This is a genomic window from Sphingomonas sp. (genome assembly GCF_017304615.1).
Lineage (GTDB): Bacteria > Pseudomonadota > Alphaproteobacteria > Sphingomonadales > Sphingomonadaceae > Sphingomonas.
Genome location: NZ_JAFKLZ010000001.1, coordinates 993,783 through 1,020,275, shown reverse-complemented (window position 1 = coordinate 1,020,275; position 26,493 = coordinate 993,783). Strand labels below are relative to the sequence as shown.

General features: G+C 66.0%; 27 protein-coding genes. 14 read left to right on the top strand and 13 right to left on the bottom strand.

All coding sequences use genetic code 11. The features are described 5' to 3' along the window. The first annotated feature begins 33 nt into the window (after positions 1–33). Together J0J06_RS05130 and J0J06_RS05125 are read left to right on the top strand one after the other, a co-directional pair. Positions 34–474: a hypothetical protein gene (locus tag J0J06_RS05130; protein WP_294040253.1), complete on the top strand. Its 441-nt coding sequence runs from the start codon at positions 34–36 to the stop codon at positions 472–474. 69 nt (positions 475–543) lie between these two features. Continuing rightward, a complete protein-coding gene (locus tag J0J06_RS05125) occupies positions 544–870 on the top strand; it encodes a hypothetical protein (RefSeq protein WP_294040252.1) in 327 nt (108 codons plus the stop codon). A gap of 118 nt (positions 871–988) precedes the next feature. On the opposite strand, the gene J0J06_RS05120 is transcribed toward J0J06_RS05125, so the two are convergent. Both J0J06_RS05120 and J0J06_RS05115 read right to left on the bottom strand, forming a co-directional pair. Beyond that, the gene (locus tag J0J06_RS05120; RefSeq protein ID WP_294040251.1) at positions 989–1,441 is read right to left on the bottom strand and encodes an NfeD family protein; all 453 of its coding nucleotides are present in this window, start codon (positions 1,439–1,441) and stop codon (positions 989–991) included. Then, positions 1,438–2,397 (bottom strand): SPFH domain-containing protein, encoded by a 960-nt coding sequence (locus J0J06_RS05115; RefSeq protein WP_294040840.1) that lies wholly within the window; start codon positions 2,395–2,397, stop codon positions 1,438–1,440. Before J0J06_RS05115 ends, J0J06_RS05120 begins: the two co-directional genes overlap by 4 nt. A 152-nt stretch (positions 2,398–2,549) precedes the next feature. Here J0J06_RS05115 and guaB point away from each other — a divergent pair, with 152 nt between their 5' ends. The 3 genes from guaB to J0J06_RS05100 are packed head-to-tail and all read left to right on the top strand — an operon-like array spanning position 2,550 to position 5,728. Further along, a complete protein-coding gene (gene guaB / locus J0J06_RS05110) occupies positions 2,550–4,007 on the top strand; it encodes an IMP dehydrogenase (RefSeq protein ID WP_294040250.1) in 1,458 nt (485 codons plus the stop codon). Next, entirely contained in the window at positions 4,004–5,185 is a 1,182-nt protein-coding gene (locus J0J06_RS05105) for an RsmB/NOP family class I SAM-dependent RNA methyltransferase (RefSeq protein WP_294040249.1), read from the top strand. The genes guaB and J0J06_RS05105 overlap by 4 nt, the downstream gene beginning before the upstream one ends. A gap of 33 nt (positions 5,186–5,218) precedes the next feature. Further along, entirely contained in the window at positions 5,219–5,728 is a 510-nt protein-coding gene (locus J0J06_RS05100; RefSeq protein ID WP_294040248.1) for a tetratricopeptide repeat protein, read from the top strand. Here J0J06_RS05100 and rsmA read toward each other — a convergent pair. The 4 genes from rsmA to lptD all read right to left on the bottom strand — a co-directional run bounded on the left by rsmA (position 5,721) and on the right by lptD (position 11,175). Then, complete coding sequence (rsmA, locus tag J0J06_RS05095; protein WP_294040247.1) at positions 5,721–6,542, bottom strand: 16S rRNA (adenine(1518)-N(6)/adenine(1519)-N(6))-dimethyltransferase RsmA; 822 nt, start codon at positions 6,540–6,542, stop codon at positions 5,721–5,723. The two genes, J0J06_RS05100 and rsmA, sit on opposite strands and share 8 nt — an antisense overlap. Next, positions 6,539–7,546, bottom strand: coding sequence for a 4-hydroxythreonine-4-phosphate dehydrogenase PdxA (pdxA, locus tag J0J06_RS05090; RefSeq protein WP_294040246.1), 1,008 nt, complete (start codon positions 7,544–7,546; stop codon positions 6,539–6,541). The genes rsmA and pdxA overlap by 4 nt, the downstream gene beginning before the upstream one ends. A 13-nt stretch (positions 7,547–7,559) precedes the next feature. Continuing rightward, positions 7,560–8,912 carry a peptidylprolyl isomerase gene (locus J0J06_RS05085; RefSeq protein ID WP_294040245.1) on the bottom strand — a complete coding sequence of 451 codons (1,353 nt, stop codon included), beginning with the start codon at positions 8,910–8,912 and terminating at the stop codon, positions 7,560–7,562. A 76-nt stretch (positions 8,913–8,988) separates the two neighbouring features. Continuing rightward, entirely contained in the window at positions 8,989–11,175 is a 2,187-nt protein-coding gene (gene lptD, locus J0J06_RS05080; protein ID WP_294040839.1) for an LPS assembly protein LptD, read from the bottom strand. 221 nt (positions 11,176–11,396) lie between these two features. On the opposite strand from lptD, the gene J0J06_RS05075 reads away from it, so the two are divergent. The 3 genes from J0J06_RS05075 (at position 11,397) to ndk (ending at position 13,796) form a co-directional block, all read left to right on the top strand. Beyond that, complete coding sequence (locus J0J06_RS05075; RefSeq protein ID WP_294040244.1) at positions 11,397–12,854, top strand: leucyl aminopeptidase; 1,458 nt, start codon at positions 11,397–11,399, stop codon at positions 12,852–12,854. Then, the gene (locus J0J06_RS05070) at positions 12,854–13,294 is read left to right on the top strand and encodes a DNA polymerase III subunit chi (protein WP_294040243.1); all 441 of its coding nucleotides are present in this window, start codon (positions 12,854–12,856) and stop codon (positions 13,292–13,294) included. The genes J0J06_RS05075 and J0J06_RS05070 overlap by 1 nt, the downstream gene beginning before the upstream one ends. A gap of 79 nt (positions 13,295–13,373) precedes the next feature. Further along, on the top strand, positions 13,374–13,796 hold the full coding sequence (ndk, locus tag J0J06_RS05065) for a nucleoside-diphosphate kinase (protein ID WP_294040242.1): 423 nt from the start codon (positions 13,374–13,376) through the stop codon (positions 13,794–13,796). A gap of 17 nt (positions 13,797–13,813) precedes the next feature. Here ndk and J0J06_RS05060 read toward each other — a convergent pair whose 3' ends face one another. From J0J06_RS05060 to purM, 4 genes are read right to left on the bottom strand one after another with little or no spacing between them, the layout of a single operon-like run. After that, a complete protein-coding gene (locus J0J06_RS05060; RefSeq protein ID WP_294040241.1) occupies positions 13,814–14,443 on the bottom strand; it encodes a hypothetical protein in 630 nt (209 codons plus the stop codon). Further along, a complete protein-coding gene (locus J0J06_RS05055) occupies positions 14,440–14,817 on the bottom strand; it encodes an MmcQ/YjbR family DNA-binding protein (protein WP_294040240.1) in 378 nt (125 codons plus the stop codon). The genes J0J06_RS05060 and J0J06_RS05055 overlap by 4 nt, the downstream gene beginning before the upstream one ends. Further along, the gene (gene purN, locus J0J06_RS05050) at positions 14,814–15,386 is read right to left on the bottom strand and encodes a phosphoribosylglycinamide formyltransferase (RefSeq protein WP_294040239.1); all 573 of its coding nucleotides are present in this window, start codon (positions 15,384–15,386) and stop codon (positions 14,814–14,816) included. The genes J0J06_RS05055 and purN overlap by 4 nt, the downstream gene beginning before the upstream one ends. Next, complete coding sequence (purM, locus tag J0J06_RS05045) at positions 15,379–16,485, bottom strand: phosphoribosylformylglycinamidine cyclo-ligase (protein WP_294040238.1); 1,107 nt, start codon at positions 16,483–16,485, stop codon at positions 15,379–15,381. The genes purN and purM overlap by 8 nt, the downstream gene beginning before the upstream one ends. Before the next feature lie 64 nt (positions 16,486–16,549). Here purM and J0J06_RS05040 point away from each other — a divergent pair, with 64 nt between their 5' ends. From J0J06_RS05040 to J0J06_RS05025, 4 genes are read left to right on the top strand one after another with little or no spacing between them, the layout of a single operon-like run. Then, entirely contained in the window at positions 16,550–17,785 is a 1,236-nt protein-coding gene (locus J0J06_RS05040; RefSeq protein ID WP_294040237.1) for a heavy-metal-associated domain-containing protein, read from the top strand. Beyond that, the gene (locus tag J0J06_RS05035) at positions 17,782–18,408 is read left to right on the top strand and encodes a chromosomal replication initiator DnaA (protein ID WP_294040236.1); all 627 of its coding nucleotides are present in this window, start codon (positions 17,782–17,784) and stop codon (positions 18,406–18,408) included. The genes J0J06_RS05040 and J0J06_RS05035 overlap by 4 nt, the downstream gene beginning before the upstream one ends. Then, complete coding sequence (locus J0J06_RS05030; RefSeq protein WP_294040235.1) at positions 18,405–20,576, top strand: RNA degradosome polyphosphate kinase; 2,172 nt, start codon at positions 18,405–18,407, stop codon at positions 20,574–20,576. The genes J0J06_RS05035 and J0J06_RS05030 overlap by 4 nt, the downstream gene beginning before the upstream one ends. Before the next feature lie 9 nt (positions 20,577–20,585). Continuing rightward, positions 20,586–22,088, top strand: coding sequence for a Ppx/GppA family phosphatase (locus J0J06_RS05025; RefSeq protein ID WP_294040234.1), 1,503 nt, complete (start codon positions 20,586–20,588; stop codon positions 22,086–22,088). 1 nt (position 22,089) lies between these two features. On the opposite strand, the gene J0J06_RS05020 is transcribed toward J0J06_RS05025, so the two are convergent. Together J0J06_RS05020 and rnd are read right to left on the bottom strand one after the other, a co-directional pair. Then, positions 22,090–22,371, bottom strand: a complete 282-nt coding sequence (locus J0J06_RS05020; RefSeq protein WP_294040233.1) for an I78 family peptidase inhibitor — start codon at positions 22,369–22,371, stop codon at positions 22,090–22,092. Further along, on the bottom strand, positions 22,368–23,543 hold the full coding sequence (rnd, locus tag J0J06_RS05015; RefSeq protein ID WP_294040232.1) for a ribonuclease D: 1,176 nt from the start codon (positions 23,541–23,543) through the stop codon (positions 22,368–22,370). The genes J0J06_RS05020 and rnd overlap by 4 nt, the downstream gene beginning before the upstream one ends. A 104-nt stretch (positions 23,544–23,647) precedes the next feature. Here rnd and aspS point away from each other — a divergent pair, with 104 nt between their 5' ends. Further along, entirely contained in the window at positions 23,648–25,486 is a 1,839-nt protein-coding gene (gene aspS / locus J0J06_RS05010) for an aspartate--tRNA ligase (protein ID WP_294040231.1), read from the top strand. Here the strand turns inward: aspS and J0J06_RS05005 are convergent. Next, on the bottom strand, positions 25,483–26,139 hold the full coding sequence (locus tag J0J06_RS05005; protein ID WP_294040230.1) for a heme-binding beta-barrel domain-containing protein: 657 nt from the start codon (positions 26,137–26,139) through the stop codon (positions 25,483–25,485). The two genes, aspS and J0J06_RS05005, sit on opposite strands and share 4 nt — an antisense overlap. Before the next feature lie 107 nt (positions 26,140–26,246). Between J0J06_RS05005 and J0J06_RS05000 the strand changes: the two genes are divergently transcribed. After that, positions 26,247–26,492, top strand: a complete 246-nt coding sequence (locus J0J06_RS05000; protein WP_294040229.1) for a DUF6356 family protein — start codon at positions 26,247–26,249, stop codon at positions 26,490–26,492. Position 26,493: the final 1 nt, after the last annotated feature.

Here is a 26,493-nt window from a genome sequence, read left to right as displayed (position 1 = left end):
TCATCGTCGGGCCGCCGAACTGGAAGCCCGACCATGACCGACCATCCGATCCGTTTCTTCGCCGACGACGACGCCGTCCGCCATGTGGGGGAGGGGCTGCTGGCGCGCACCCTGCCCAAGGAGGAATGGACGCACGAGGCGCACCTTGCCGCTTGTCTTTGGCTGCTGACCGAGCGCGCCGACATCAACCCGGAGCGAGACCTTCGCGGGATAATCTCCGACTATAACGAGGCGGTCGGGGGCGTGAACGATACGACTCAGGGCTATCATCACACTATCACCATGGCATTCCTGGCGGGGGTCCGCAGGTTCCTGGGACGCGGCGATCCAGCGCTTTCGCTCGTGGAGAAGGTCAACGCGCTGCTCGCCGCGCCGGAGGGGCGCCGCGACTGGCCGCTGGCGCTCTATTCGCGCGAGCGGCTGTTCTCGGTCGAGGCCAGAATGGGTTATGTCGCGCCCGATCTCGCTTCCTAGCAGCGGCGCGGCGGTATATCCTGCGCGGGCGTGAGCGTCTCGCTCCCGCGCAACCTGCAAGGAACGTCCATGTCCCTACTCGACGGCATTCTCAGTCAAGTCACCTCGAACGTCGACGTCGCCAACCTCGCGGCGAAGGTCGGCATCTCGCCCGAACAGGCGGAGGCCGCGATCGCAGCGCTCGCCAAGGCGCACCCGCAACCGGGCGATACGGTCGACACCGCCGCCACCGAAACCGGACTCGATTCGGGTATCCTCAGCCAGATTGTCGGCCATATCGGCGGCGAAGGCTCGCTGGGACAGTTCGCCAGCCTGATCAGCGGCGAAGGCGGCGGTGGAATCCTGGACAAGCTCGGCGGTTTGGCCGGCGGTCTGTTCGGCGGCGGCAAAGCCTAAAAGCTATCCTGCAAGATCTTACCCGTGCTCCGGCGAAGGCCGGAGAGCCGGCGATCGAAGCGCCATATTGCCAACGCTCCGGCCTTCGCCGGAGCGCATTTCGTGGAATGTGCTGAGCCTAAGCCAGCGGCTCCACCAGCAACACGCTCCCGGCTGCGCCCGTGATCTTCACGCGCGCACCGGCGGGCATGTCGGCACCCTTCGCGGCCCAGGCGCCGTCGCCGACCTTTACCCGGCCCTCGCCACCCACGATCGGTTCGCATACTTCCACGACGCGGCCGATCAGGTTCGCGGTACGGTCGTTCATCCCCGGCGGGCCAACGGTCGACGGACTGCGGTGATACCAGCGCCGCCCCAGCGCGACGGCGCCGGCGGTGAACAGCGCGAACAGCAAAGCCTGCACGATCAAGTGCAAGCCAGGAGCGATCAGCATCACGAACCCGGTGATCGCTGCGCCGAGCGCCAGGAAGATCATGAAGAAGCCCGGCGCGACCACTTCCAGGATCGCCAGCACCAATGCCGCCGCGAGCCACAGCGCGCCCATGCTGAAGTCGATGCCGAAGATCGTCATTGCGGACTCCGCGTGCGCGGCACGGTGACGTTGCCAGGCAGACCGCCATCACTGCCCAGCGCGCTCTTGGCAAGCTCACCGATCCCACCCAGCGTGCCGATCAATTGCGTCGCTTCGACCGGGAACAGGATCGTCTTGGCATTGGGCGAGTTGGCGAACTGGCTGACCGCCTCGACATATTTCTGGGCGATGAAATAATTGAGCGACTGGCTCGAACCCGCCTCGATCGCGTCCGACACCAACTTGGTCGCGGTCGCCTCGGCTTGAGCAGCGCGTTCGCGCGCCTCCGCGTCGCGGAACGCGGCTTCGCGGCGGCCCTCGGCCTCGAGGATCTGTGCCTGTTTCTGCCCTTCGGCGCGGTTGATCTCGTTCTGTCGCGCGGCCTCGGATTCTAGGATCGTCGCGCGCTTCTCGCGCTCGGCCTTCATCTGCCGAGTCATTGCGTTGACGATGTCGGCGGGCGGGCGGATGTCCTTCAATTCGACGCGCGTGATCTTGACGCCCCACGCCTCGGTCGCGTGATCGACGACCGCCAGCAAGCGCCCGTTGATCTCGTCACGCTTGGACAGCAATTCGTCGAGGTCCATCGACCCCATCACGGTGCGCAGATTGGTGGTCGCGAGCTGCATGATCGCGACGTAAAGGTCGCTCACCTCATATGCCGCCTTGGCCGCGTCGAGCACTTGGAAGAACACGACGCCGTCGACCGCGACCATCGCATTGTCCTTGGTGATGATCTCCTGCCCGGGAATGTCGAGCACTTGCTCCATCATGTTCACGCGACGGCCGATCCGGTCGAAGAACGGGACGATGATGGTCAAACCAGGCTGCGCGACGTTGGTCAGCTTGCCGAAGCGTTCGATCGTATATTGATAACCCTGGCGCACCACCTTGACGCTGCTGAGCATGAACATCAGCACCAGGACCAGCAGCAGCCCAGCAATTACCACGCCCATCATACTCCCCCGGATCGTTGTGGCCGTACTCTAGCAGAACCACGGGCGCGTTATAGCGAAATGCGACGTTGGCGGCCGGGCGGACTGGCGCGAGTCACCCGTCTTGATTACATGGCCCGCCAACCTTTGATTCGACAGATTGGCGCATCCCCATGGACATCCGGCTCGGCCTGACCTTTGACGACGTTCTGCTGGTCCCGGCGGAATCCGAAGTCCTGCCGAGCGAAGCACAGACCCAGACGCATCTGACGCGCGATATTTCGCTGGCGATTCCCGTCATTTCGTCGGCGATGGACACCGTTACCGAGGCCGACATGGCGATCGTCATGGCGCAACTCGGTGGGATCGGCGTGCTCCACCGCAACCTGTCGGTCGAAGAACAGGTCGCTGCCGTCCGCGCAGTGAAGCGCTACGAGAGCGGCATGGTGGTCAATCCGATCACGATCGCGCCGACCGCGACGCTCGCCGAGGCGCAGGCGCTGATGGCGCACAACAAGATCAGCGGCATTCCGGTAACCGAGGCATCAGGCAAGCTGGTCGGCATCCTGACCAACCGCGACGTGCGCTTCGCCGGCAATCCGAGCCAGCCCGTCAGCGAATTGATGACCAGGGACAACCTCGCCACGGCTTCGGTCGGCGTCGGGCACGAACAGGCGCGATCGTTGCTGCACCAGCGCCGGATCGAGAAGCTGCTGGTGGTCGATGAGGACTATCGCTGCGTCGGGCTGATCACCGTCAAGGACATCGAAAAGGCGGTGAACTATCCCGATGCGACCAAGGATCCGGCGGGGCGGTTGCGCGTCGCGGCGGCGACGACGGTAGGCGATAAGGGCTTCGAACGTACCGAGGCTTTGGTCGATGCCGAAGTCGATCTGGTCGTGATCGACACCGCGCACGGCCACAATCGTGACGTCGCTCGCGCCGTGGAACGCGTGAAGAAACTCAGCAATTCGGTCCAGGTCATCGCCGGCAACATCGCGACCGCCGAAGCCGCCAAGGCGCTGATCGGCGCGGGCGCGGACGGGATCAAGGTCGGGATCGGACCCGGATCGATATGCACCACCCGCGTCGTTGCGGGGGTCGGCGTGCCGCAGCTTACCGCCGTGATCGACTGCGCCGAGGAAGCGGCCAAGTCGAACATCCCGGTGATCGCCGATGGCGGCATCCGCACGTCGGGCGACATGGCCAAGGCGCTGGCGGCGGGCGCGTCGACCTGCATGATCGGCTCGCTGCTCGCCGGGACCGAGGAAGCGCCGGGCGAGACGTTCCTGTATCAGGGCCGCGCCTACAAATCGTATCGCGGTATGGGCAGCGTCGGCGCGATGGGCCGCGGTTCCGCCGATCGCTATTTCCAGGGCGACATCAAGGACCAGATGAAATTGGTGCCGGAAGGCATCGAGGGCCAGGTCGCGTTCAAGGGACCGGCCAGGGACGTCATCCACCAGCTCGTCGGCGGCATCCGCGCCGCGATGGGCTATACCGGATCGCGCACCATCCCCGATTTGCAGGCGCGCGCCCAGTTCGTGCAGATCACCGGCGCGGGCTTGAGCGAAAGCCATGTCCATGACGTGACGATCACGCGCGAGGCGCCGAATTACCCGACCCGATGACACCGGGCGCGCGTGTCCAGGCTGCGATCGAGTTGCTCGATGCGATCATCGCGGCCGCGCGCGAGGGCGGGGCGGCGGCGGATACGCTGATCGCACGGTATTTCGCCGAGCGCCGCTATGCCGGGTCGAAGGATCGCCGCGCGGTGCGCGAACTGGTTTACGCCGCGATCCGCCGTGCCGGAGAAGCACCGGAGAATGGCCGCGCGGCAATGGTCGGACTGGCGCGGGATGATGAGACGTTCGCCGCCGCGTTCGACGGCTCGACGCACGGCCCTGCTCCGATCACGCCCGACGAACCCGCCGCCAAGGCCGGGACCGCCCCGGCGTGGATCGGCAAACGCTTCAGGGCGTCGGACATAGACCCTGCGGAAGCCGCGGCACTCGTCGCTCGCGCGCCGCTCGATGTCCGGGTCAACCGATTGAAGGGCAATCGAGGTACATTGTTCGCCGATCTGGGCGCGGAACCGATCGCCGACCTTCCCGATGCGTTACGCTTGCCCTCCGGGACGTCAATCGAAGCGACCGAGGCGTTCCGCAGCGGGCTAGTCGAGGTACAGGATGCGGGCAGCCAGATGGTGACGCTCGCCGCGAGCGCTCAACCTGACATGGCTGTGATCGATCTTTGCGCGGGCGCGGGAGGCAAAACGCTGGCGCTCGCCGCGGCAATGGACAATCGCGGCGCGATTCTGGCGAGCGACACCGACCGCAATCGCCTGTCACGCCTCGCCCCCCGCGCCGAACGCGCCGGTGCGTCGATCGTCGAGACGCGGTTGCTCGATCCCAATCGCGAAAGCGATGCGCTGGCCGACTGGAAGGACCGCGCCGACGTGGTCCTGATCGACGCGCCTTGCTCCGGCACCGGCACGTGGCGGCGCAATCCGGAAGCGCGATGGCGGCTGACTCCGGCGCGGATCGACCGGCTGGTCGCGACGCAGCGGCGGCTGCTCGACATCGCCGCCCCGTTGGTGAAGCCCGGCGGCGCGCTGGTGTATATCGTCTGTTCGCTGCTCGATGAGGAAGGGGCGGGGCAGGCGGCGCGGTTCCTTGCCGACCATCCCGGCTGGACCGCCGAACAGCCCATGCCCTTCGGCCGAGAGCGGACTCCCGGCCGTCGGCTGACACCGCTGCATGATCGCACCGATGGCTTTTTTGTCGCGCGGCTGACCCGGCCATGCTAGCCGCCTGACATTGTGCCCCGCCCGGAGACGATAATGCGCCTGTTCCCCGCCGCACTCGCCCTAGGTTTTGCGGCGCTGAGCGTCTCGACCTCGCTGAGCGCGCAGAACGCTGATGCCCCGGTCGACGCCCGGTCGATGGCACTGCTTGCGCAAGGTCGCGCGGCCGCGGCGGCGGGCAAGCTCGACGAGGCGACCGACCTGATCGAGTCCGCGCTGGCGGTCGATCCGCGCAACCATGCCGCCTTCATCGAACTCGCCAGCGTCGCCGAGCACCAGCAACTGCCCGGCAAGGCGATCCGGCTGTATCGCGAGGCGTTGCTGATCGAACCCAACGATCCCGCAGCGCTACGTGGACAGGGCGAAGCCTTGGTCGCGAAAGGCGCGATGGGCCCGGCGCGCGAGAACCTCGCCAGGATCAAGACCCTGTGCGGCAAGAAAGCGTGCCCCGACGCCGCGTCGCTCACCGCGACGATCGCCAAGGGTCCGCCGCCAAGCGCGGAACCCGCGGCCAAGGTGCCGGAAGCTCCCGAAGCGACTAAGTAAGCGCGCGCGCCAGCGCTACGAATTCCGCGACCGACACCGTTTCCGCCCGGCGTGCCGGGTCGATACCGATCCCCGCGAGCGCCTCCACCGCACCGGGCACACCCTTCAGGCTCTGTCGCAGCATCTTGCGGCGCTGGCCGAACGCTGCGGCGGTGAGACGCTCCAGCGTGGCGAACGCGACGCCTTCGGGCGGCTCGGTCGGCACGATGTGGACCACCGCCGACATCACCTTGGGCGGCGGCGTGAAGGCGGATCGATGCACGGTCATCGCGATCCTGGCGGTCGATCGCCACTGCCCCAGCACCGAGAGACGACCATAAGCGTCGCTACCCGGCGCCGCCACAATCCGGTCGGCGACTTCGCGCTGGAACATCAGCGTCAGGCTCCGCCACCATGGCTGCCAGTCGGCGGACAGCCAGCGGACCAGCAACGCGGTGCCGACATTATAGGGCAGGTTGGCGACGATATGCGGCTGGCCGGCGAACAGCGTGGGGGCGTCGATTTCCAGCGCGTCGCCCTCGATCACCTCCAGCCTGCCCGGATAAGCCTCGCCAAGTTCGGCGAGCGGCGGCATGCAGCGCCTGTCGCGCTCGATGGCTACAACCTTCGCCCCAGCCGCGAGCAACGCGCGAGTCAGGCCGCCCGGTCCGGGGCCGATTTCCAGCACCTCGGCTCCTACCAGATCGCCTGGAATCGCGGCGATCCGCGCGAGCAACTGACCATCGAACAGGAAATTCTGCCCCAGCGCCTTCGACGCCGACAGCCCATGCCGCGCGATGACCTCGCGCAGCGGCGGCAGGTCGACGGGGTTCACGCGGTCGCGAGCGCGTCGGCGCGGCGACGAGCGGCGTCGGCGGCAAGTCGGATAGCGGCAATCATCGCCCCCGGCTCGGCGCGGTCCTGCCCGGCGATGCCGAACGCGGTGCCGTGGTCGGGCGAGGTGCGGACGATCGGCAGCCCGAGCGTGATATTGACGCCCTCATCGAAATGCAGCGTCTTGAGTGGCACCAGCGCCTGGTCGTGATAGCAGCAGATCGCCGCGTCATAGGTCGCACGCGCCCGGCCGTGGAACATGGTGTCGGCGGCAAGCGGTCCCGTCGCGTCGATTCCTTCGGCCCGAAGCGCCTCGATCGCCGGCGCGATGATCTCGATTTCCTCGCGCCCGATCGCGCCCTGCTCGCCAGCATGCGGGTTGAGCCCGGCAAAGGCGAGGCGCGGGCTGGCGATGCCGAAATCCCGCGCCAAGGCGCGCGCCGTCACGCGGGCCTTGGCAATCAGCAAGGAGGGCGTCAGCAACCCCGGCACCTTGGCCAGCGGGACGTGAGTGGTGACCGGTACGACCCGGAGCGTCGGCCCGGCGAGCATCATCACCGTCGCGCTGGCCGCGACACCCACGCGTTCGGCGACGAATTCGGTCTGGCCGGGATGCGTGAAACCGATCTGATACATCTGGGCCTTCGACACCGGCCCCGTGACCAGAGCGGCTGCGGCACCAGCGCTTGTCAGGCCCGTTGCCAGTTCCAGCGCGTGAAGCGCGCACCGCGCTCCCTCCAGCGTCGGCTGACCCGTCTCGATCTCGCCAGCGCATTCGACCGTCAGGAGGGGCAATGCGTCGCCGAATACCGCCACGGCCTCATCCGGCGCGCCGATCCGCGCGACCGGGCCGTCCCACACCCGTGCGATCGCCCGGCCGTCGCCGACCGCGAAGAACGGCGCGAGTCGCTCCTCGCCACGCCGCGACCATGCCTTGGCCAGTATTTCGGGGCCGATCCCCGCCGGGTCGCCCATCGCGACCGCCAGCGGGGAGGGGAGTGTCACGCCGCGACCTCGGTCAGCGATATTCGATGATCGCGTCGCGCCGCAGATCGCGAAGGATCTTCTGCGCGCGCAAATTCACGCGCTGCTGCTCCATCTGATATTGCAGCTGCCCGGCGCTCGGCAGGTTGTTGGTCGCTTCGGTCACGCCGCACAGCACCAGGGCGCTGATGCCCTCGGTGGGCGACCCGAACGGCGGCGTCGCCTGGCCGACCTGCATCTTGAGGACCATCTCCTGCAGGGCCGGCGGCAAGTCCCGCACGGTCAGCTGGTCATTGTCGACCACTTCCGCGCCGATGTCGGCGGCGGCCTTCGCCACGCTGCCGCAGCCGTTGATGCCTTGCAGCGTCTTGGCGAACGCCGCGGCGCGCTCCTGCGTCTGTTCCTGCGTGGTGCCGGCGGGAAAGGCCACCTTGATTTGCTTCAGGCTCAATTTCGCGGCGCGTGGATCGTTACCCAGAACCGTCCGCTTGTCCTCCAGATAGAGGACCGAAAATCCGCCGGGAACGGGGATTGGTCCAGATAGCTGACCGACCTGCATTTCACCGGCAGCGACCGCAAGTTCGGTCGGCAGCGCAGCCGCGCGGACCCAGCCGAGCGCTCCGCCATTCTTCGACGTGGTCGCTTCGGACATGGTCCGTGCGTAATAATCGAACGGCGCCTTGCCGTTCTTCATGTCTTCCATCGCCTGGCGCAGCGCCGCGACGACGGCCCCCGCACGATCGGGGGTCGCCGAAACGTAGATTTCGCGCAGGTTGAATTCGGGCGTTCCCTTGGCCGCGTTCATCGCGTCGAGAACCTTTTTCACTTCTTCGTCGCTGACGTTGATCCGCGGTTCGACCGTGCGGCGCAGGTAACGCTGCCACGCCAGTTCGCCCTCGATCTGCCTGCGGATCGAACGCGCCGAGGAGCCGACCGAGCGCAGATAGGGGCCGAACTCCGCGGGTGTCTTGCCGAAATTGGTCGCGACCTTGGCGAAGGCCTGGTCGAGTTCGTCCGACGTGATCGTAATGTCCTCGGTCTTGGCCTGCTGGATCTGCAGCGCCTCGTCGATCAACCCGCGCAACACCGTGAGGCGAAGCTGGTTCGCCTCTTCGGGCTTCAGCTGGAACTGATTGGCCGCGACGATCAGCGCCATGCGCTGGTCGACGTCGGTGCCGGTGATGACGGTGCCGTTGACGATCGCGGTCGGCTTGCGGACGTTCGGATCGATCTTGCCGAAGATCTGGAGATTGCTCGGAATGTCGAGCCCGGTTTCGGGCACAGTCGAATCCGGAACAGTCTGCGCGAGCGCGGCACCAGTGACCGCAAGCATGGTGGTTCCGGCAATGGCGCGCACGAAACGCGACGACGTCGAGAGAATTGTCACTTAGTCAGAAACCCCATGAACACGCGGGAAACACTCAAACCCTCGCGCGCTTGCCCAAATTCGGATGAACGGTTGCTTAGCGACCCAAATTCCTGAACGCCAGCGTCAACAGGAAGCTGTTGCCGCGCTTTGCGTCGCCGGTCGTCTGATAATCGCGCCGCCATGTCACGCCCAGGCGGAGGCAATCGTCCTCATATTGCACGCCGAGCCGGTGGCGCACGGGATCGAATCCGTCGGACAGCGACGCCGGGTCTTCGGCCCGATCGGTCAGGTCGATCGTCGCCGATCCGAAGATCGACCAGAACTTGGCGAAGGCGACGCGGCCGCCAACGCGCGCCTCCTCGCGGTCACGCAGATCCTCGAGGGTCGGCGCGATGTTGCGGTTGAGGCGGAGATAACCGAGCAGCAGATAGGTTTTCTTCGATCCGACGGTCATGTCGATTTCGTTGCGCCGGACGGCGAGATTGTCTTTGTCCAACCGGTAGCGGTGGACGAACGACACGAAGTCGCGAACCCGAACTTCCGTCCGCCCGACAATGTCCGACCAACGACCGCTCAGGCCCGTTCCATCGGGGAAAATGGTCGGCTTGCTCGACAGCCGGTAGCTTTCGCCAACCGTCGCGTTGATCGCGACGCCCGGCAGATCGAGCGCATAATCGACGCCCAGCGTGAAGCGCGTCGAATCTTCCCACCGGTCGTAACCAGGGAAGCGATTGAGCGCGAACAGGTTCGAATCCTCCAGATCGACCGCGCGGGCGTCCTCGTTGGGAACCGAAAGATTGCCCGATGGCGGCGACGCGACGATCTGAAAGCGCGGCGTGATGCGCTGAGTGCCGCCCAGAGCCGCACCGACGAACGGCCATTTCACGTCGAGCGCCAATGCGGCGATGCCGCGGGCATGCACGCCGCTTTTGCCGCGATAGCTGGCGACCGTCGTCGCCATGATGTCGTCCGCGTTATAGACATCGCCGCGCGCAAAGGCCGTCAGCGTGACTTCCTGCCCCCAGGGCGTCAGGCGGCGCAAATCCCACCGGGCGCTGGCGAAGGCGCGCTGCGTATCCTGGCCGGCGGTGCGCGTGATTGCCAGCGTGTTGAGCTGGAGCGCGACGCGACCGCCTGCGACGTCGTCGATCCGGCGGCGATAGTCGATTTCGGGCAGCGCGATCGGCTGCAGACCCTGCCGGTCGCCGAGCCGCAGCGTCTGAGTCGCCCAGCCGGTGATCCCGAAATAGCTGTTGGCGTCGATCCGCTCGAGGCTGATCGTCGAACGCAGCCGGTCGTCGCCTGAAATATCGTAACGGCGCAGGAATGTGCGGTCGGTCGTCACGCGCAGCGATCCGGAAACCGACCAGTTGGGATCGAGCTGAAACCTCGCGACCGCGTCGATATAGCCGCGAAACGCGCTTTTCGTCACGTTGGGCATCGTCGACAGAAAATCGATCTTGGGCGATACCGTCGCGTAGCCGGCGATCTTATAGGCGCCCTTGGTCGTCAACGCGTCGTACTGCGCCTTCACCATCGGTGCGACGCTGCTGTAGAGGTGCGGCGTCACGGTCAGCGCGCGGTTCGGCGCGAGGCGGATGTAATAGGGCGCCGCCACTTCGAACCCGTTGGTTCGGCTGTACCGGATTTCCGGACTCAACACGCCGGAATAGGCGCCGTCGCCGACCGGCGTGGACAGCTTGGGCAGAGGAATCGTGGCGAACCCGAACAGGTGGAACCGTGCGCGTGTAAAATAGATGAGGTCGCGATCGGGACGATAGACGACCTTTACGGCCGTGATTTTCCACGACGGATTCTTGGGACAGCCGTTCGAATCGGTCACCGAGCAGGGCGTATAGGCTGCGGTGCGCAGCGTGATGACGCCGTCCGCGTCGCGGATGCCCTTGACCGCCGCCAGTCTTCCGCCCTGTTCGAGCACGACCAGCATGTTTTCGACCACGCCGTCCTTCAGCGAGTCGGTAAGGTCGATCCGGTCGCCATAAGCGACATCGCCCTGCGGGTTGGTCACCGCAATGTTGCCGGTCGCGACGACTTTTCCGGTCTTGCGGTCCCACACGACCTGATCGGCGCGCAGCTTGTTGCCCTCGCGATACATGCGCACGTCGCCTTTAGCGGTGACAGTGTCGGCATCCTGGTCGTATTCGAGCGTTCCAGAGGAAAACTGCACTTGGTCGGGATCGGACGGCCCCGGAGTTTCGAGCGGTGGCGGGGGCGTCGTCGCGCGATCCTGCAAGTCCTGCGCGCCCGCCGGGCTCACCATCGCCAGCGTGAACAGCGCCGCAGGGCCGGTCAGGAAAGCGGAACGCGTGAAGTTCACCAAACACCCTTTTCGCGGCCGCCCGCCCTGAACGGAGCGTGCCTGTCGACCGTATCGCACCGCCGCCGCACAACCGCAATCGGCGCTTTGCCTGTGCGCCAATAGCGGCCTAGAGAGGCGCGTCCAGCGCCGATTAGCGCTTATTGATTGAGGTTTGGTTCCCCATGAAGATCGAATTCGCTGCCCTTCCGTCCGTTACCGACGCGCTCGTGCTGCCCGTCGCGAAGGGAACGCTCGACGCGGCGATCGATGGGCGTGCGGGCAAGCCGACGCTCGCCGCCGCAGCGTCGTCCGCGAAATTCGACGGCGAGGCCGGAGGGCTGGTGGAAGCGTTCGTCGGGGACGGCGACGCCGTTCAGCGCACCTTGCTGGTCGGCGTCGGTGACAATAATGATGCCGATTGGGAAAAGGCCGGAGGTGCGGTCACCGCGCGGCTGCTCACCAACGCGAAAAGCGCGTCGGTCGATCTGTCGGGCGCCAAACCATCGCCCGCCGCCGCCGCCGGGTTCGCCGGTGCGATCGTGCAGCGCGGCTGGCGCATCGACACGTATCGCACCAAGCTGCCGGAAAAGCAGAAGCCGCAACTCGCCGAAGTCACGATTGCTGGCGCGCCCGACGGTACCGACGCCGCCTGGGTCGACCAGGATGCGGTGACGACCGGCCTCGATTTGACGCGAACGCTCGTGTCGGAACCGCCGAACGTCATCTATCCCGCGAGCTTCGTCGACCGCGTCAAGGCGTCGGTGGAGGGCCTCGGCCTCGAAATCACCGTGCTCGGCCCCGACGAGATGGGCAAACTCGGCATGGGCGCGCTTCTCGGCGTCGCACAGGGATCGGCGCGCGAAGGCCGGTTGCTCGCGCTCAAATGGAGCGGAAAGGGCGCGGGTGATCCCGACCTCGCCCTCGTCGGCAAGGGCGTAACCTTCGACACCGGCGGCATCAGCCTCAAGCCCGGCGCGGGCATGGAGGACATGAAATGGGACATGGGCGGCGCCGGCGCCGTTGTCGGCGCGATGAAGGCGCTAGCCACGCGTAAGGCGAAAGCGAATGTGATCGGCGTGTGTGGGTTGGTCGAGAATATGCCCGACGGCAACGCCATTCGTCCCGGCGACATTCTGACCAGCATGTCGGGCCAGACGATCGAGGTGCTCAACACCGATGCCGAAGGGCGGCTGGTGCTGTGCGATTGCGTGACCTGGGTGCAGAAGACGCATCATCCCAAGGTGATCGTCGATCTCGCGACGCTGACGGGCGCTATGATCATCAGCCTGGGCAGCGAGCATGGCGGGCTGTTTTCGAACGACGACGGGCTTGCCGATGAATTGCTCGCTGCAGGCAAGGCGTCAGGCGACCTGTTGTGGCGCTTCCCCATGTCGGACGCCTACAACAAGCTGATCGACAGCCCGATCGCCGACATGAAGAATGTCGGACCGCGCGGCGCGGGGTCGATCACCGCGGCGCAATTCATCGGCCGCTTCGTCGATCCGGGCGTCAAATGGGCGCACCTCGACATTGCCGGGATGGTGTGGGCCGACAAGCCCGGGGCAAGCCACGACAAGGGCGCAACGGGCTATGGCGTGCGCTTGCTCGACCGCTTCGTCGCGGACAATTTCGAGAAGTAATGCAGGTCGATTTCTACCACCTGACCGTCACTCCGTTGGAACGCGCGCTGCCCAGCATCGCGCAGCGGGTGGTAGCGGGCGGGGGGCGTCTACTGATCGTCAGCGCCGATGCCGCGCAGCGCGGCGCGATCGACAAGCTGTTGTGGAGCTATTCGCCGGACAGCTTCCTGCCGCATGGCCAGGCGGGCGGCGGTGACGATGGATCGCAACCGGTGCTGATCGCCGCCGATGTTGCGCCGGCCAATGAAGCGGCGAACATCGCGCTGGTCGACGGCGAATGGCGCGACGCGGCACTAGGGTTCGACCGCGCCTTCCACTTCTTCGACGCCGAGCGCATCGCCGAGGCGCGATTGGCATGGAAAGCGCTCGCCGACCGCGACGGTGTCGAGCGGCGCTACTGGAAGCAGGACGACGCCGGGAAGTGGGAGCAGGCCACCTAGGCTTGCGCCTTTCGCCCAGCCTGACTAGAGGGCGCGCAGTTTTCCACAGTCTCAGCAAAAAAAGGAGCGAGCGACCGCCATGGCCGCCAACCGCACGTTTTCGATCATCAAGCCCGACGCCACCCGCCGCAACCTGACCGGCGCGGTCACCAAGATGCTGGAGGAAGCCGGGCTGCGCGTCGTCGCGTCGAAGCGCATCCACATGACCCGCGAACAGGCCGAGGGCTTCTACGCGGTCCACAAGGAGCGCCCCTTCTTCGGCGAGCTGGTCGAATTCATGATCTCCGGCCCGGTCGTGGTGCAGGTGCTTGAGGGCGAGGAAGCCGTGAAGCGCAACCGTGACATCATGGGCGCGACCAACCCGGCGAACGCCGAACCCGGCACGATCCGCAAGGAACTGGCCGAATCGATCGAAGCGAATTCGGTCCACGGTTCGGACTCGGACGAGAATGCCGCGATCGAGATCGCCTACTTCTTCAAGCCGGAAGAAATCGTCGGCTGAGGTGCCGAGGCCGGCGGCTAGCCCGCCGGCCTCACCGTCCACAGCGCATCCAGGCGCTTTTGCGATCCGCTGCGTTCGTGAAGGCGCAGGCCTATCACCTTGAGCGACCGGCCTTCCAGCGGCAGCCCGCCGCCCTTCGTCCGCCACACGATGTCGTACACGCCGGTCGTCGAACGCTGCTGGTCATCGTCCATATAATTCACGGTCAGTAGCACGGGCAGTTTGCCCTCCTGATAGTCCGGGCCGCCATCCGTGGCCTTGAGCAGTGCGCTCTTGAACCAGCGTTCGGATATCGTCTGTCCCGAACTGGTCTGCGGCGCGACGCCGAGCGCCGTGGGAAATACGACCTGTATGTCGCCCAGATCGTGCCGGTCATCTCGCACGATCAGCAGGTCGTTGTTGTCGGCGACCACAGCCTTGACCTCGTAACGCGCCTTGTCGCTAGCCTCGGCCTGCTTCTCCGCCTGTTTATCGGCCTCATCCGTCTTCCGATCGTGCCACGTCATCCAGAGGCTGACGGCCGCAATCAGGAGCCCGGCGACCGCGACGAACTCGCCCAGGTTGATCCAGCGGCGGCGCGTGGCAGCCGCTTCCGCCTTGGCCACCGCCTCGGTCGGCGCGACATCGATCTTATCCTGCTCGCTCATCGTCCGCAGGCCTCCAGCAAGCGCCGCGGCGCGACCATTTCCCAGCTTATCGCGATGCGGTCCTCGATCCGGTCCCAGTCGGTCGCGTAGCCGTTCAGTTCCATGCCGACCCAGCCACCGGGGCCGAGATACGGGGGCACGTGATATAAATCGGGGTCCATCTCGACCAGCATTGCCTGTTCCTCACGCCCAGACGTCTTGACCATCACCGCGGTGTGCCCATCGTTGTGGTGGTTGTGCCAGACATAGGCATACGCCTTGCCCTTCTCGATGAAGAAGGCGGGGGAGCCGTGCGAGAGTTTCTCGGCGGCCTCGGGATAGGCCATGCAGATCGCGCGGACGCGGGCGAGGTCGGACTCGTAATCGGGGCTCATCGCGCCGCGAATTCTGCCAGAACGCGCGGATAAAGGCGATGCTCCTCGGCGAGGACGCGTGCGGCCACCGTGTCGGCGTCGTCGCCGGGCAGGATCGGCACGCGCGCCTGGCCGAGCAACTCGCCGGCGTCGAGTTCCTCGGTGACGACATGAACCGAGCAGCCCGCTTCGGCGTCGCCCGCGTCGATCGCGCGCTGGTGCGTGTCGAGGCCCTTATATTTGGGCAGCAAGGAGGGGTGGATATTGACGATCCGCCCGCGCCAGTCGGCGACGAACTCATCGGACAGCAATCGCATATAACCTGCGAGCGCCACGATCTCGACACCCGCCTCGCGCAAGGCGGCGGTCAGCGCGGCTTCGTAGGCGGGCTTGCCGATGCCCTTGGGCGAAAGCGCGAAGATCGGGATGCCGTGTTCGAGCGCCCAGGTCAGGCCGGGCGCTTCGGGCTTGTCCGACGCGACGACCGCAACCTCATAGGCGTCGCCCGCCGCCTCGACGAGCGCCATCATGTTCGATCCGCGGCCCGAAATCAGGATGCCGACGCGTTTGGGCCCAACCCGTTCAGGCATTGTGCGTGGCGGACCAGTCGGCGCGCGCGCTCCACGTTTCGGCCGATCCGAACACCGTACAACCGCGCTGACCCGCGACGATCTCGCCGATGCGAAGCGCAGTCTCACCCGCATCGGCGAGCGCGGCCGTCACCGCGTCGGCCTGGTCCGCCGCGACGACCACCGCCATGCCGACACCGCAATTGAACGTCCGCGCCATTTCCTCGGGTTCGATCGCGCCCTGCGCCTGCAGGAACGCCATCAGCCGCGGCTGCGGCCATGCGTCGGCGTCGATCCTGGCATGCGCGCCCTCGGGCAAGACGCGCGGGATATTCTCGAGCAGCCCACCGCCAGTGATGTGCGCCAGCCCCTTGATTAGCCCTTCGGCAATGAGCGGCAGCAAACTATTCACATATATCTGCGTCGGGGCCATCAGCGCGTCGATCAACAGCACATCGGCATCGAACAGGGCCGGGCGGTCGAGCTTCCAGCCATTGTCCGTAGCCAGCCGCCGCACGAGCGAATAGCCGTTCGAATGCACCCCAGACGACGCCAGCCCCAGCACGACATCGCCCGCCGCAATATCCTTCCCCGTCAGCACGCGGTCGCGCTCGACCGCCCCGACGCAGAAACCGGCAAGGTCGTAGTCGCCCGCCGCGTACATGCCCGGCATTTCCGCCGTCTCGCCGCCAATCAACGCGCAACCGGCGATGCGACACCCCTCGGCGATCCCCGCCACGACGCGGGTCGCAACATCGTTGTCGAGCTTCCCGGTCGCGTAGTAGTCGAGGAAGAACAAAGGCTCCGCGCCCTGGACGATAAGGTCGTTGACGCACATCGCGACCAAGTCGATTCCGACCCCGTCGTGCCTCCCGCTGTCAATCGCGAGTTTCAGCTTGGTGCCGACCCCATCATTCGCCGCGACGAGCAGGGGATCGACGAACCCGGCAGCCTTCAGGTCGAAAAAGCCGCCGAACCCGCCGAGATCGGCATCGGCCCCCGGTCGTCGTGTTGCCTTGGCGAGCGGGCCGATCGCGCGGACCAGCGCGTTGCCGGCTTCGATGGACACGCCGGCATCGGCATAGGTGTAGGGGCTGTTGCGGCGGTCGGTCTCGCTCATGCGACGGCGACTAGCGACAACACGCTTGGATTTCCACGCCTGCTTCGCCAAAAGGGCGCCCAACATGCTCCGCGCCCGTTTATTCCACGCTTCCGCCGTCGTCGCGGCTCTCGCGCTTGCCGGAGCGGCCGGAATGGTCGCGGCGCAATCGACACCGAGCGATACGATCGACACCAACGCGCCGTTCGACGCATCGGGCACCTATCAGATCGACGGCGTGATGGTCGACGTGACCGGCCCCAATGCGGAAGCGGCGCGCTATGCCGGCTGGCGAGTCGCGCAGCGCAAGGGCTATCAGATGCTCGCCAAGAAGATGGGCGTCGGGGGCGGCGTGCCGTCGGACAGCGTGCTCGATTCGATGGTGACCGCGATCGTCGTCGAGAATGAGCAGATCGGCCCCAATCGTTACATCGCGCGGCTGGGCGTGCAGTTCAGCCGCGGCAAGATCGGCGGCATTCTCGGCGTGGGCGGAGAGGGAACGCGATCGTCGCCGATGGTGCTGATCCCGATCCAATGGTCGGGCGGCGCGGGCGTCTCGTTCGAACAGAAGACCGCCTGGACCGACGCCTGGGTGCGCTTCCGCGCAGGCGACAGCACGGTCGATTACGTCCGTCCGACCGGCACAGGTCCCGATTCGCTGCTGCTCAACGAAGGGCAGATCGGACGGCGCGACCGCGGCTGGTGGCGAAGCGTGCTCGATCAATATGCCGCGTCCGACGTCCTGACGCCGGTCGTCACGCTGACGCGGCAATGGCCCGGCGGTCCCGTCGTCGGTGTGTTCGAGGCCCGGTATGGCGCCGACAACCGGTTGATCGCGCGTTTTACGTTGCGCGTCGAAAGCGAGGACGGGCTATCCGCGTTGCTCGACGCCGGGGTCAAGCGGATCGACACGATCTATCAGGACGCGCTGAAGAGCGGTACGATCGCGTACGATCCCAGCCTCGCCTATATCCCACCGCCGATGCCGACGCCGACCGCGACGCCGGAAGCGACCGACACGCCGTCCGACACCGTCATCACCACCGAGACGCCGGTCGCGAGCGGCGCGTCGTTCACGATCCAGTTCGACACGCCGACGGCCGCTTCGGTCTCCTCGATCGAGGCGAGCGTGCGCGGCGTGCCCGGCGTAAGCGGCGCGACGACGACCAGCATGGCGATCGGCGGTGTGTCGGTGATGCGGCTCAACTATAACGGGGATCCGGAAGTGCTGCGGACCTCGCTCCAGTCGCGCGGGTTCCAGGTCGGGCGAAACGGCACCACGCTCCGCATCCGCCGCGCGGAGCCAGCGCCGGGCGAATGAGCCAGCTCGGCCTGCCGCTGGCCTGGCCGCCCGGTCCCGGCGATGACGAATTCCTGGTGACGGCGTCGAACGCGCACGCCTTTCACTTGCTCGAACGCTGGGCGACCTGGCCGGTGATGACCGCGTTGCTGGTCGGTCCACGCAAGTCGGGGCGCAGCCTGCTGGCGCGTGTGTTCGCGAGCCGGAGCGGCGGCACGTTCATCGACGATGCCGATCGCCGCGCGGAAAAGGACCTGTTCCACGCCTGGAACGCCGCGCAGGCGGATCGCCGGCCGCAACTGTTCGTCGCCGAAAGCGCGCCGCCCGAGTGGAGGGTCACGCTGCCCGATCTCCGCTCGCGTCTCGCCGCCAGCCCGGTGGCGCTAATAGGTCCGCCCGACGACGATCTGATGCGCTCGTTACTCGAACGCCAGTTCCTGCGCCGCCACCTCGATGCGCGGCCCGACCTGATCGACTGGTTGATCACGCGCCTCGAACGGAGTTTCGTCGCGGTGGAACGCGCCGTCGACGTCCTCGATCAGGACGTGCTCGAGCGCCGTAAGCGCTTGTCGATTCCGCGCGCACGCGCCACATTGGCGGCGGCGGGAATCATCGCCCTGCCGCCCACACAGGATGACCCATGAGCCGGCCCGCGCATATCGCTCGTCTCGCCAACGACGACGAGGAGTTCGACCACGTCGATAGCGGGGAGCGCTATTTCAACCGCGAACTGAGCTGGCTGGCGTTCAATCGCCGCGTGCTGGAGGAGGCGTGCAACCCCGCGCATCCCTTGCTGGAACGCGTCCGCTTCCTGTCGATTTCGGGGTCGAACCTCGACGAATTCTTCATGGTCCGCGTCGCGGGGCTGATGGGCCAGCAGAAGCAGGACGTGGACCGGCGATCGGCCGACGGGCTGACAACGCGCGAACAGCTCGCCGCGATCATCGCCAGCGCGGATACCCTGGTCGAGGACCAGCGCAGCGTCTGGCGCGACTTGCGCCGCGATCTGGCGGAGGTCGGCATCCACGTCCTCGGTTCGCGCCAGATCGACGAAGCGGTCAGCGCGGAAGACGCCGCGTGGCTCGAAAGCCATTTCCGTGATCAGATCTTCCCCATCCTGACCCCACAAGCACTTGATCCGGCGCACCCGTTTCCGTTCATGCCCAACAAGGGGCTCGCGGTGATCTTCGACCTGATCCGTGGGTCGGACGGCGAGGAAATCCGCGAACTCGTGATGCTGCCCGCGCCGATGGCGCGTTTCGTCCGCTTGCCCGGTGAACCGGCGCGCTACGTCGCGGTCGAATCGCTGGTGAAGCGATTCTCGTCGATCATCTTCCCCGGCTACGCCGTCGCTGGCGCCGCCGAGTTCCGCGTACTGCGTGACAGCGACATCGAGATCGAGGAGGAGGCGGAGGACCTGGTGCGCTACTTCGCCAATGCGATCAAGCGGCGGCGGCGGGGCAGGGTGATCCGGCTGGAGCTCGAATCGGGGATGCCCGAGGCGCTCGGCGCGGTGTTGCGCGACGAACTGGCGGGCGGTGATGCGTTCGTCACCGAAAGCGGCGCGTTCCTGGGCGTTCACGATCTCGAAGCGATCATCGACGAGAACCGGCCCGACCTGAAGTTCGTGCCGTTCGCCCCCCGCTTCCCCGAACGCATCCGCGAGTTCGGCGGCGATTGCTTCGCGGCGATCAAGGCCAAGGACATCGTCGTCCATCACCCCTACGAGACGTTCGAAGTGGTGATCGAATTCCTCAAGCAAGCCGCCGCCGACCCCGATGTCGTCGCGATCAAGCAGACGCTGTACCGCGCGGGCAAACAATCGGCGGTCATCAATGCCCTGATCGCCGCTGCCGAATCGGGCAAGTCGGTGACGGCGGTGGTCGAGTTGAAGGCGCGCTTCGACGAGGAGCAGAACCTCCTCTGGGCCTCCGCGCTCGAACGCGCCGGGGTGCAGGTCGTCTATGGCTTCTTCGACTGGAAGACCCACGCCAAGGTGTCGATGGTGGTTCGGCGCGAGGGCGGGGAATATCGCACCTACTGCCATTTCGGGACGGGTAATTACCACCCGATCACCGCGCGCATCTATACCGACCTCAGCTTCTTCACCGCCGATCCCGACATCGGCCGCGACGCCGCGCAGATCTTCAACTACGTGACCGGCTATGTCGAACCGACGCTGAAATATGTCGGCATTTCGCCGCGCGACCTGCGCCGGCGGCTGACCGCGCTGATCGACGCCGAGATAGCCAACGCGAATGAGGGCAAGCCCGCCGCGATCTGGGCAAAGATGAATTCGGTGGTCGATCCCGCCATTATCGAGAAACTGTACGAAGCATCGAACGCCGGCGTGGAGATCGACCTGATCATCCGTGGTATCTGTTGCCTACGCCCCGGGGTGCCGGGCATGTCGGAGAATATCCGGGTGAAGTCGGTCGTCGGCCGCTTCCTCGAACACAGCCGCATTTGGTGCTTCGGCAACGGCAAGGCGTTGCCCAATGACGGCGCGAAGATTTACATTTCGTCCGCCGACTGGATGCCGCGCAATTTCGACCGGCGCGTCGAATACATGCTGCCGATCCTCAACCCGACCGTCCACGATCAGATCCTCGACCAGGTCATGGTCGCGAACCTGATCGACACCGAGCAAAGCTGGGCGCTCAACCCCGACGGCAGCTATGATCGGCTCGAATCGGGTGCCAAGCCCTTCAACCTCCATCGCTATTTCATGACCAATCCGTCGCTCAGCGGGCGCGGCGCGGCGCTGGAGGGCGGGGCGGTTCCGAAACTGTCGCTGGCGCGGCGGCGTTAGCCTTTACTGATGGCGACGCTCCCGTTTTCGAAGCCGCGGGCGGCGCCCGCCGTGGTAGATACGCCGCCCCGCACGGCGATCATCGACATCGGCTCGAACTCGATCCGCCTCGTCGTCTATCAGGGTCCGGCGCGACTCCCCGCGACGTTGTTCAACGAAAAGGTCATGGCGGGGCTGGGCAAGGGCCTCGCCCAGAACGGCAAGCTTACGCCGGAATCGATCAAGCTCGCGATCGAAACGCTCGAACGCTTCGCCGCGCTGGCGCACGCGATGGAGGTAACGAGCCTGCGCACCGTCGCCACCGCCGCCGTGCGCGATGCCGCCAACGGCCACATCCTGCTCGACGCCGCGACCAAGATCGGTCTCACGGTCGAATTGCTGTCGGGCGAGCAGGAGGCGATGGCCGCGGGCATGGGCGTGTTGTCCGCGATCCCCGATGCCGACGGCATCGTCGGCGACCTGGGCGGCGGCAGTTTGGAGCTGGTGCGCGTCAAGAAAGGCGAGATCCGCGACCGGGTCTCATTCCCGCTCGGCGTGCTGCGCGTCGCCGCGTTGCGCGAAAAGGGCAAGGGCGCGATCGATCGGCGCGTCGCGAAGCTGCTCGATCAGGCAGGCTGGTCGGGCAAGGGGAAGGGGCTGCCGCTCTACCTTGTAGGCGGATCGTGGCGCAGCCTGGCGCGGCTCGATATGAACCTGAACCACTATCCGCTGCCGATCATCCAGCATTACGCCATGTCGCCGGCAACGATCACGCGGCTGGTGCGCACGGTCAGCCATGTTGAGAAGGGATCGCTGAAGGAAATTCCCGGGATTTCGTCACAACGCGCGCCGATGCTCAACGACGCGGCGGCGTTGCTTGCGTCGCTGCTTCGCCACCTGAAGAGCGAGCGCACGATCGTTTCGAGCTTCGGCCTGCGCGAAGGCCTGCTCTACGAAGCGCTCGACGCCGAGACACGGCGGCAGGACCCCCTGATCGTCGCCGCGCGCGCCGACGGCCAGCGGCTGGGGCGGTTTCCCGAACATGGCGATTTGCTGGATCGCTGGATTTCGCCGTTGTTCGAGGACGCCCCTGCGATGCAGCGGCTGCGCCACGCAGCCTGCCTGTTGGCGGACGTGGGCTGGCACGCCAACCCGGAATTCCGCGCCGAACGCGGGACCGAGATAGCGTTGCATGGCAATTGGGTCGCGGTCGATGCGCGGGGACGGGCGATCATCGCACAGGCGCTATGGACGTCGCTAGGCGGCGGTACGGGTCCGCCGGCCGGGATCGAGCAACTTGCGTCGCCGGCCGACGTCAAGCGCGCGGTGCAATGGGGGCTGGCGATGCGGCTCGGCCAGCGGCTATCGGGCGGCGTGGCGGGTCCGCTCGAGCGATCGAAGCTGGGGGAGGACGGCGCGGCGCTGACGCTGCACCTCGCGGGCGCCGACGCCGCGCTTTACGGGGAGGCCGTGCAGCGGCGCCACGCCGCGCTGGCGGCCGTGTGCGATCGCGAACCGGTGCTGACCAGCTAGCTCAGCCGCAAGTGAAATGATCGACGTTGCCTTTGGCGTCGAGATGGATGTTCAGTCGATCCGCGCGATAGTCCATCGTCACCGCGTCGCCCGGACCGATGGCGCGTGAGGTGGTCGCGCCCGAGCGCTTTAATGCCTCATTGGCGAGGCCGACCGTCGCCACTTTGCCGGTCAGCTTGCCGAGCCGCGCCGTCGAACAAGCCTTGCCCGCTGGCCCAGGAAGCGGAGGCTGCGGTGCGCAGGCCAACAGCGTCAGCGCAACCAGTGGAAACGCCTTCATCATGCCGCATCCTCCGTCCGGGTCATGCGCAGCTTGCCGTTGACGACGGCGAACGCCAGGCGTCCTTCGACCAGATCGAGCGCTTCATGCCCGAACTGATCGTAGCGCCAACCTTCGAGGATCGACAGCCCGTCGCGCTGCCCAGCGGCGAGCGCCTCCAGCTCCTCCGACCGAGCCAATAGCCGGGCCGCCACGTCGATGTCGCGCGAGCGAATCTTGAGCAGCAGCTTGAGCAAGTCGGCGACCAGCGCACCGTCCTTGCCGAGCCCCGGCTTACGGTCGTCGCGTGGCGGCATCTCGGCCGCGGTCATCGGCTTTGCGTCGGCCAGCGCCGCCATCAACCGCGCGCCAATGTCGTTCCCTGCCCATGTCGCGGTCAGCCCGCGCACACGCGAGAGATCGGCCTGCTTCTTGGGCGGGTGGCTGGCGAGATCGGCAAGCGTCTCGTCCTTGACGATGCGCCCGCGCGGCAAATTCTTACCCCGCGCCTCCATTTCGCGCCACCGCGCCAACGCCTTCAGCCGCCCGAGCACGTCGGGCTTGCGCCCCGCGATCCGCACTCGCTTCCACGCATTGTCGGGATCGTTGGCATAGTTCGCCGGATCGGCGATCCGCTCCATCTCCTGATCCAGCCACGCGCCGCGCCCGGTGACCCTGAGTCGGTCGAGCATCTTCGGGAAAATCTTCGCCAGGTGCGTGACGTCGCCGATCGCGTAATCGACCTGACGGGTTTCCAGCGGCCGCCGCGCCCAGTCGGTGAACCGAGCGCCCTTGTCGATCTGGATGCCGAGCCAGCTGTCGACCAGGTTCGAGTACCCGATCTGCTCGCCTTGCCCGAGCGCCATCGCCGCGATCTGCGTGTCGAACAGGGGATGCGGCGTTTTCGCGGTAAGGTTGTAGATGATTTCGATGTCCTGCCCGCCGGCATGGAAAACCTTCAGCACCTCCTCGTTCTCGACCAGCAGGTCGAGCAGCGGCTGCAAGTCGATGCCCGGCATCATCGGGTCGATCGCCGCCGCCTCGTTCGTGTCGGCGATCTGGATCAGGCACAATTCCGGCCAGAACGTGCTTTCGCGCATGAACTCGGTGTCGACACACACGAACGGCGATTGGGCGAGGCGGGTGCAGAGATTGGCGAGGGCGGCGTTGTCCTCGATCAGGCCATGGATATGCATCTTGGTCCCATAGCGAGGTGCGCGCGCTTGACAAAGGGTGGTATGGCGACAAAGCGCAACGCCTTCCGGCGTTTCGCGCCGTTTCCAGAGACAGAGTAGAGAAAATGCACGCCTATCGTTCGCACACTTGCGCCGCCTTGACCGCTGCAGAGGTCGGGCAGGACGTCCGCCTGTCGGGTTGGGTGCACCGCAAGCGCGACCATGGCGGCGTCCTGTTTGTCGATCTGCGCGACCATTACGGGATCACGCAGGTGGTGGCGGACAGCGACTCCCCGGCGCTGCCGATCCTGGAATCCCTCCGCGCGGAATCGGTCGTGACCATCGACGGCACGGTCAAGGCGCGGGCCGAGGGCACGGCGAATCCGAACCTCGCTACCGGCGAGATCGAAGTGTTCGCGAAGGGCGTCACGATCCAGTCGGCGGCGCAGGAACTGCCGCTGCCGGTGGCGGGCGAGGCCGATTATCCCGAGGATATCCGTCTCCGTTACCGCTTCCTCGATTTGCGGCGGGAAAAGCTCCACGCCAACATCATGCTGCGCTCGAACGTCATTTCGAGCCTGCGCCGCCGCATGGTCGATCAGGGGTTCACCGAGTTCCAGACGCCGATCCTTACCGCATCGTCCCCCGAGGGCGCGCGCGACTATCTCGTCCCCAGCCGCGTCCATCCGGGCAAGTTCTACGCGCTCCCCCAGGCGCCGCAGATGTTCAAGCAGTTGCTGATGGTCGCGGGCTTCGACCGCTATTTCCAGATCGCGCCGTGCTTCCGCGACGAGGATGCGCGCGCCGACCGTAGCCCGGGCGAATTCTACCAGCTCGATTTCGAGATGAGCTACGTCACGCAGGACGACGTGTTCGCCGCGATCGAGCCCGTGCTGCACGGTGTATTCGAGGAATTCGCGAACTGGCAGGGCAAGGGCCGTACGGTCAGCGCGCTGCCGTTCAAGCGCATTCCGTACAAGGAATCGATGCTCAAATACGGCAATGACAAGCCCGACTTGCGCAACCCGATCCTGATCACCGACGTCAGCGAACATTTCAAAGGCTCGGGCTTCGGCCGCTTTGCGTCGATGGTCGAGGCGGGCGACGTCGTGCGCGCGCTCCCCGCGCCGAACACCGCCGAGAAATCGCGCAAATTCTTCGACGACATGAACAGCTGGGCACAGAGCGAGGGCTTCCCAGGCCTGGGTTATGCGACGCAGAAGGACGGCGTGTTCGGCGGACCGATCGCGAACAACCACGGGCAGGAGGGCATGAAGGCGATCGCCGACGCGCTCGGCCTCGGCCCCAACGACGGCATCTTCTTTGCCGCCGGCAAGGAAGCGCAGGCGGCCAAGCTCGCCGGCCTCGCGCGCACCCGCGTCGCGGAGCAGCTCGACCTGATCGACCAGAAGCGCTTCGAATTCTGCTGGATCGTCGACTTCCCGATGTTCGAATATGACGAGGACGCGAAGAAGCTCGATTTCAGCCACAACCCCTTCTCGATGCCGCAGGGCGAGCTGGAAGCGTTGAACACCAAGGACCCGCTCGACATTCTCGCCTACCAGTACGACATCGTCTGCAACGGCGTGGAGCTGTCGTCGGGCGCGATCCGGAACCATCGACCGGAAATCATGTACAAGGCGTTCGAGATCGCCGGATACACGCAGGCCGATGTCGACACCAACTTCGCCGGCATGATCAACGCCTTCAAGTTCGGCGCGCCGCCCCACGGTGGCTCGGCGCCGGGCGTCGATCGCATCGTGATGCTGCTCGCCGACGAGCCGAACATCCGCGAGGTCATCGTCTTCCCGATGACCCAGAAGGCCGAGGATTTGATGATGGGCGCGCCGAACTTTGCGACCAACAAGCAGTTGCGCGAACTCAACATCCGCCTGGTCGAGCAACCCGGCGCCGCCAAGGCATCGGCGCCAGTCGCCGCGGCGGTCGATCCCGCCGCGGGCTAGGCCGGTTTCTTCTGCGCGGCGATGATCGCGGCCCATGGATTGGGCTGCGGTTCCGCGATTTTGCGCAGCGTATTCTGGTCGCGATGCGCGAACGGCTCGTTGCGCCCGTGCACCATCAATGTGGTGTCGGTCGTGTAGCTCCATGAACCGTCAGCGTTGAAATCCACCTCGATCCGATAGGCGTCGGTCCGAAAGGCGTATTCCAGGAAGGCGGTCGAACAGATGCCGTATTCGGTCTGTCCGCGCGTCGCCGTCAGCACCAGTTTGTCCGCGTCGGCCGCGGCCTGACCCGATGCGATCGCAACTTGCCCGCGCGGAATGGCGACGGTCTGGAGCACCAGCCCGGTCGCCGGTTCCCACAGCCAGTACCCGACCTGATCGTGAAAGGTGATCTGCTCTTCGGCCGTATTGATGTGGATATGGTAGCGAAGACCGTAGAATAGCTGAGGTCCGTTAGCTTGCGGATCGATCGGTTGCATGTCGATATGCTCGATGAACACGCGACGTTCGGGCGCGTCGGCCTTGGGATTGATGTCGACGCCCTTTTCCGCCTGCCACGTCCCCGCCAGCCGCCGCAGCGGCCCCAGATTGGCGAGCGTGTCCGGATCGACGTCCTGCGGTTCAGTGAAGATGTCGGCGGGGAAGACGGGCATCGGACGATTCCTTTCGGTATCGCAATGTTTCGCGGGAAGAATCGGCGGGATCAACCCTGCATTGGAAAGGTGGCGCTTGGTCGCTTGCGGCTGTAAGATGCCGAACCATGATCGACCGCCTCTTCCTCCGCCATCCTCGCAATATCGGCGAGAGCTATCCGCATCATGCCGCCACTGCCCTCGGAGTCGGCGCGCGCATGATCGCGGGCGGCGTCGCTGCGATGATTCATGGACTGGTGCCGGCATTGTTCGAAAAGACCGGCAGCCGCACGATCAAGTCGCTCTACGCTCGTCTCGACAATCGCGAGGCCGACGCCAACGAGACGTTCCGCCAGGCAGATTTCCAGATCTGAC